The sequence below is a fragment of the Tabrizicola sp. genome (assembly GCF_036781545.1).
Taxonomy (GTDB): domain Bacteria; phylum Pseudomonadota; class Alphaproteobacteria; order Rhodobacterales; family Rhodobacteraceae; genus Tabrizicola.
In genome coordinates this window covers 1-6139 of record NZ_DAIQAT010000190.1, presented here as the reverse complement: position 1 = coordinate 6139, position 6139 = coordinate 1, and the positions used below count along the sequence as shown (strand labels likewise).

5 protein-coding genes are annotated in these 6139 nt (G+C 66.4%); 2 read left to right on the top strand and 3 right to left on the bottom strand.

All coding sequences use genetic code 11. From position 1 onward, the window contains the following. Positions 1-78 precede the first annotated feature (78 nt). Both V7Q39_RS18635 and V7Q39_RS18630 read left to right on the top strand, forming a co-directional pair. A complete protein-coding gene (locus V7Q39_RS18635) occupies positions 79-747 on the top strand; it encodes an RluA family pseudouridine synthase (protein WP_333818111.1) in 669 nt (222 codons plus the stop codon). Between the two features lie 64 nt (positions 748-811). Continuing rightward, a complete protein-coding gene (locus tag V7Q39_RS18630) occupies positions 812-2434 on the top strand; it encodes an FMN-binding glutamate synthase family protein (RefSeq protein WP_333818110.1) in 1623 nt (540 codons plus the stop codon). Positions 2435-2602: 168 nt separating this feature from the next. On the opposite strand, the gene V7Q39_RS18625 is transcribed toward V7Q39_RS18630, so the two are convergent. The 3 genes from V7Q39_RS18625 to V7Q39_RS18615 form a co-directional block, all read right to left on the bottom strand. After that, positions 2603-3532, bottom strand: a complete 930-nt coding sequence (locus V7Q39_RS18625) for an ABC transporter substrate-binding protein (RefSeq protein ID WP_333818109.1) — start codon at positions 3530-3532, stop codon at positions 2603-2605. 81 nt (positions 3533-3613) lie between these two features. Continuing rightward, on the bottom strand, positions 3614-4618 hold the full coding sequence (locus tag V7Q39_RS18620) for an ABC transporter permease (RefSeq protein ID WP_333818108.1): 1005 nt from the start codon (positions 4616-4618) through the stop codon (positions 3614-3616). Positions 4619-4630: 12 nt separating this feature from the next. Then, the gene (locus tag V7Q39_RS18615) at positions 4631-6118 is read right to left on the bottom strand and encodes a sugar ABC transporter ATP-binding protein (protein WP_333818112.1); all 1488 of its coding nucleotides are present in this window, start codon (positions 6116-6118) and stop codon (positions 4631-4633) included. Positions 6119-6139: the final 21 nt, after the last annotated feature.

Here is a 6139-nt window from a genome sequence, read left to right as displayed (position 1 = left end):
TGATCGGCGGCTGCTGCGAGGTCGGCCCCGCCCATATCCGCCACCTGCACGACCGCCTGCGGGCCGAAGGGCACCAGATTGCATAAGCCTTCGCTGATCCCCGATTTCGCCTACGACCCGCCGGACGTGCCGCTGCAGATCCTGCACGAGGACGCGGCGATCATCGTGGTCGACAAGCCCGCGGGCCTTCTCACCGTCCCGGGGAAGCTCGCCAATCGGCAGGATTGCCTGATCACCCGGCTGCAAGCCGCCCGCTGGGATGCGCTGACGGTGCACCGGCTGGACTGCGATACCTCGGGCGTGATCATCTTCGCCCGCACGAAGCAGGCGCAGGGCTTCCTCGGGCAGGAGTTCGAACAGCGCCGGGCACAGAAGACCTATGTCGCGCGCCTCAAGGGCCACTTGACCCCCGACAGTGGCACTGTCGACCTGCCCTTGGGCAGCGACTGGGACTATCGTCCGCGCCAGAAGGTCGACCCGGTGCATGGGCGCCCCGCCGTCACCGACTGGCAGGTGATCGACCGCACCGAGCAGGAGACCCGCGTACGCCTGACCCCGCACACCGGGCGCAGCCACCAGCTTCGGGTGCATATGCTGGCGCTCGGCCACCCGATCCTTGGTGACCAGATCTATGCGCCCGAGACCCTGCCGGATCACCCCCGCCTGATGCTCCATGCCGAGAGCCTTGCCCTGCACCACCCGTCGACCGGGGCCTGGATGGCTTTCACGGCTCCGGCACCATTCTGAATTCCGTTAAACAAGCTTCATTTTCCATGTTTAAGTCTGGCCAGACCGAACCCCGGGGGCCGGAATGCTGTCGACGATCTTCAACCTGCGCTTTGCCCTGATCACCTGGCCCGCGATCCTGATCGTCGTGGCGGCGGTCCTGATGCCGGTCTTCCCGGGGCAGGACTGGTGGCTGGCACCCTTCGCCGCGCTCTGCCTTGCCTCTGTGCTGCTGGGCTTGCGCGACCTGCGCCAGACCCGCCACGCCGTCCTGCGCAACTATCCGGTCGCGGCGCATCTGCGGTTCCTCCTGGAATCGATCCGGCCCGAGATGCGGCAGTATTTCTTCGAGGGCGACAAGGACGGCACCCCCTTCCCCCGCGACAAGCGCGCCATCGTCTATCAGCGGGCGAAGCGCGAGCTGGACAAACGCCCCTTCGGCACGCAGTTCGACGTCTATCAGGAGCAGTATGAATGGCTGCACCATTCCATCGCGCCGAAGACGGCCCTGCCGCACGACGCGCTGCGGACCATGGTCGGCGCGGCGACGGCACAGCCCTATTCGGCCAGCCTGCTGAACATCTCGGCGATGAGCTACGGCTCGCTCTCGGCCAATGCGATCCGGGCGCTGAACAAGGGGGCGAAGGCGGGCGGTTTCTACCATGACACCGGCGAGGGCGGCTGTTCCCCCTACCATCGCGAGAATGGCGGCGATCTGGTCTGGGAACTGGGCTCGGGCTATTTCGGGGCGCGCACGGCAGAGGGCGGGTTCGACCCCGCCAGGTTCGCCGAGGCGGCGGCGGACCCGCAGATCCGGATGGTGGAACTGAAGCTGTCGCAAGGCGCGAAGCCCGGACATGGCGGGGTGCTGCCAGCGGCGAAAGTGACCGAAGAAATCTCGCGCATCCGGGGCGTGCCGATGGGGGAGGATTGCATCTCTCCAGCCAGCCACGCGGTCTTTTCCACCCCCATCGGGCTTCTGGAGTTCGTGGCGAAAATGCGGGACCTGTCGGGTGGCAAGCCTGCGGGCTTCAAGCTCTGCATCGGCCACCCGTGGGAGTTCATGGCGATCTGCAAGGCGATGCTGGCGACCGGGATCACGCCGGACTTCATCGTCGTCGACGGCAAGGAAGGCGGGACCGGCGCCGCGCCGCTGGAGTTCATGGATTATGTGGGGATGCCGCTCAGGGATGGGCTTTCCTTCGTCCACAACGCGCTGGTCGGCATCGGGATGCGCGACCGGGTGAGGATCGGGGCCTCAGGCAAGATCACCTCGGCTTTCGACATGGCGCGGACGCTGGCGCTGGGGGCCGACTGGTGCAACGCGGCGCGCGGGTTCATGTTCGCGGTCGGCTGCATCCAGGCGCAGTCCTGCCACACCGGGGAATGCCCGACCGGTGTCGCCACACAGGACCCGCTTCGCCAGCGGGGGATCGTGGTGCCGGACAAGGCAGAGCGGGTGGCGAGCTTCCATCGCAACACGCTGCACGCACTGGCCGAGCTGGTGGCAGCGGCGGGGCTGACGCATCCTTCGGAGCTTCGGCCGCACCACTTCCTGCGGCGGGCCTCGTCTGACAAGGTGATCTCGCTGGCCGAGCAATACGAACAGCTCGCCGCCGGGCAGTTGACGGCGGACCCGGCCTCTTCCCCCCGCTTCGCCGAGGCCTGGACCTGGTCTTCGGCCGATACATTCGCCCGCCAGGGATGAGGGTGCCCGCGCGGGACGGATCGGCCCGCCCAGATACTTCAATGACTTGCAGGTGGGCGTGAGGGATCTGGAAAGATCCGGCAGGCCGCGCAAGGGGATCGCACCAGCATACTTGCCGCGCGTCGACGCAGGGCGGGTGATCCACCCGCCCTGCCCTTGGCCCCAGGATCAGTCGTAGAGGACCGCGGCGATCTTCTCGTCCGCCATGTTGGTCTTGTCATACCAGTAGAAGCCGGTGTCGATGACCTTGGGCAGTTCCTCGCCCTTGATCGCCTTGGCCAGACTGTCCACCACGCATTGGCCGATGCCGACCGGGTTCTGGGTGATCGAGCCGATCAGCGTGCCGTCGTTGATCGCATCCTTCTGCGACTTGCCCGAATCGAAGCCCACACCGACGATCTTGGCGCCGGTTTCCTTGATCGCGACGGCAAGGCCGATGGCCGCGCCTTCGTTCGAGGCGAAGATGCCCTTGATGTCGGGGTTCGCCTGCAGCATCGCCTTGACGTTGTCGGCAGCCTTCAGCGCGTCATTGGCGTATTGCACATCGACGACCTCGATGTTCGGGTAGGCTTCCTTGATCCGGTTCAGGAACCCGTCGCGGCGGCCGATGCCGGTGGCCGAGGTCTGGTCATGGATCACCGCGGCGATCTTGCCTTCCTCGCCGATCGCCTTGGCCAGCCCGTCCGCCGCAGCTGCCGCCGCGGCCATGTTGTCGGTGGTGCAGGTGGTCAGCGGCAGGTCGCTTTCCACGCCCGAGTCGAAGGCGACGATGGGGATGCCCGCATCGGCGGCCTTTTGCAGCGCGGGCACCTGCGCCTGGCTGTCCAGCGCGGCAAAGCCCAGGCCCTGCGGGTTCTTGGCGATGGCGGCGTTCAGGATGTCGGTCTGCTTGTCGATCTCGGCCTCGGTGTTCGGGCCCTCGAAGGTGATGGTCACGCCATTGCGCGCGGCGGCTTCCTCGGCCCCCGCCTTCACCGCCTGCCAGAACTGGTGGCTGAAGCCCTTGGCGATGATCGGGAAATAGGTCTCCTGTGCGAAGGCGGGCGCGCCGATGGCAAGGCCAAGGGCCAGCGCCGAGGTCAGGATGGTCTTCTTCATGGTTCAACTCCCTGGGTTGGAACCGGCGCGATCCTTCGCGTCCGGGTGGTCTGGTCTTCTGGTTCTGTCGCGTCTCTCCCTTCAGGCTTTCCTGCGCAGGACGATGTCGATGAAGACGGCGACGATGATGATCACGCCGGTCACGACGATCTTCCATTCCTCGAGAACACCCATCACCCGCAGCCCGTTGGTCAGGACCGACATGATGAAGGCGCCGATGATCGTTCCGATCACCGTGCCGCGCCCCCCGGCCAGCGAGGTCCCGCCGATGACGGCGGCGGCGATGGCATCCAGCTCGTAGCCGAGGCCCAGCGCGGGCTGCGCCGAATTCAGCCGCGACGAGACGATCAGCCCGGCGATGCCGCAGATGCCGCCGCAGATCGCATAGGTCAGGATCTTCCAGCGGTCGACGTTGATGCCCGAAAGCCGCGCGGCCTCTTCGTTGGACCCCAGCGCAAAGATCATCCGGCCGACAATGGTGCGGGTCAGCACGATCGAGGCGATGATGGCCACGATGAACATGATCATCACGCCATTCGGAATCTCGACGCCGGGGATCAGCTTGGAGATCGTGCTTTCCGGCGACAGGAGGCCATAGTTCGGCGTGCTGTTGAAGTAGATCGGCTTCGCGCCCGAGAAGACCAGCGCCAGCCCGCGGGCGATCTGCATCATCCCCAGCGTGGCGATGAAGGGCGGGATCTTCAGCTTGGCGATGACCGCGCCCGAGATCGCGCCCATGAAAGCGCCCGAAGCAATCGCGCCGAGGATGCCGATGGGCAGCGGCATCCCGAGGTTGGTCAGGACGATCCCGGCCATGACGGCGGTCAGCGTCATCATCGTGCCGACCGACAGGTCGATCCCGCCGGAGATGATGACGAAGGTCACGGCCACGCCCAGCACGCCGTTGACCGCGGTCGCCTGCATGATCCCCACCATGTTCGCCCCGGTGGCGAAATTCGAGGCGAAGGCGCTGAAGAAGGCGATCAGCGCGATGAGCACGACGAAAGCGACGGCCTTCTGCAGCGTCTGGGTGGTGAAGAAACCGGGCTTGCCGCTGGCGGCGGGCTGGACGGCGGTGTCGGTCATGGTTCCCCCTGTTCAGGCTGCCGCGCTGGAGCGTTGCGTCGCCAGCGTCATGATGTCTTCCTGGCTCGCGGTGCGGCCGTCGAGCTCGCCGGTGATCCGGCCCTCGCACATCACCGCGATGCGGTGCGACAGGCGCAGCACCTCGGGCAGTTCCGAGGAGATCACGATGATCGCCTTTCCCCCCGCCGCGAGGTCTTCCAGCAGCCGGTAGATTTCCGCCTTGGCGCCCACGTCGATCCCCCGCGTCGGCTCGTCGAAGATCAGGATGTCGCAGTCGCGCAGCAGCCATTTGGCGATGACCACCTTCTGCTGGTTGCCGCCCGACAGAAGCCGCGTCTCCTGGTGGATATGCGGGGTCTTGACCTTGAGCTTGCGGACATAGTCTTCGGCCACCCGGCCCAAGGCGTCGTCCTGCATGAACACCCCGCCCGAGATGAAGCGCCGCCACGAGGCCATGGTCACGTTGTCGCGCACCGACATGCCGGTGACGAGGCCGAAGTGTTTGCGGTCCTCCGAAAGGTAGGCGATGCCCTGCGCCACCGCGTCGGCGGGGGTTGCGATCCTCTGTTCGCGCCCATGGATGCGGATGGTGCCGCTGTCCAGCGGGTCGGCGCCGAAGATCGCGCGCGCCACCTCGGTCCGGCCCGCGCCCATCAGGCCCGCGAAACCCAGGATTTCGCCCTTCTTCAGCGCGAAGCTGACATTGCGGATCGTGCTTCCCCGGTTCAGCCCTTCGACGCGCAGCACCTCCTCGGCCGTCCCGGTGCCGGTGGCGCGGTGCTGGTCGGCCAGTTCGCGGCCCACCATCAGTTGGATGATGGTGGACATCGGCGTCTGGGCGGCGGGAAGCGTGTCGATGTATTGCCCGTCGCGCATCACGGTGACGCGGTCGGCGATGCGCTTCACCTCGTCCATCTTGTGGGTGATGTAGACCACGCCGACGCCATTGGCCTTCAGGTCCTCGATCACCCCGAACAGGTGCTCGACCTCGGTCTCGTTCAGGGCGCTGGTCGGCTCATCCATCACCAGCACGCGGGCATTGTAGGACAGCGCCTTGGCGATCTCGACCAGCTGCTGGCGGGCAACGGTCATATGCCCGACCTCGGCGCCCGGGTCGATATGGACCTTCATCCGCTTGAAGATGGCGGCGGCGTCGCGTTTCAGCTTGGCCTCGTCGACGAAGATGCCAAGGCCCTTGCGGGGTTCGCGGCCGATGAAGATGTTCTGCGCGGCGGTCAGGTGGTTCATCAGGAACAGTTCCTGATGGATGATGCTGATCCCCAAAGCCTGCGCCGCATGCGGGGTGGGCAGGGTGACGGGCTGGCCGTCGACGCGGATCTCGCCGCCGTCCGGCTGGTAGACCCCGGTCAGGATCTTCATCAGCGTGGATTTGCCTGCGCCGTTCTCGCCCATCAGGGCATGGACTTCGCCGGGGCGCAGATCGAACTGCACGCCTTGCAGGGCGCGGACGCCGGGGAAGGATTTCTCGATCCCCCGCATCTCGACCAGGGGCGCAGCGGT

Bases quoted from the DNA above. Each gene is read 5' to 3' on its own strand.
- V7Q39_RS18630 (WP_333818110.1), top strand. From the start codon at position 812: ATGCTGTCGACGATCTTCAACCTGCGCTTTGCCCTGATCACCTGGCCC.
- V7Q39_RS18625 (WP_333818109.1), bottom strand. From the start codon at position 3,532: ATGAAGAAGACCATCCTGACCTCGGCGCTGGCCCTTGGCCTTGCCATC.
- V7Q39_RS18615 (WP_333818112.1), bottom strand. From the start codon at position 6,118: ATGCGGGGGATCGAGAAATCCTTCCCCGGCGTCCGCGCCCTGCAAGGC.
- V7Q39_RS18620 (WP_333818108.1), bottom strand. From the start codon at position 4,618: ATGACCGACACCGCCGTCCAGCCCGCCGCCAGCGGCAAGCCCGGTTTC.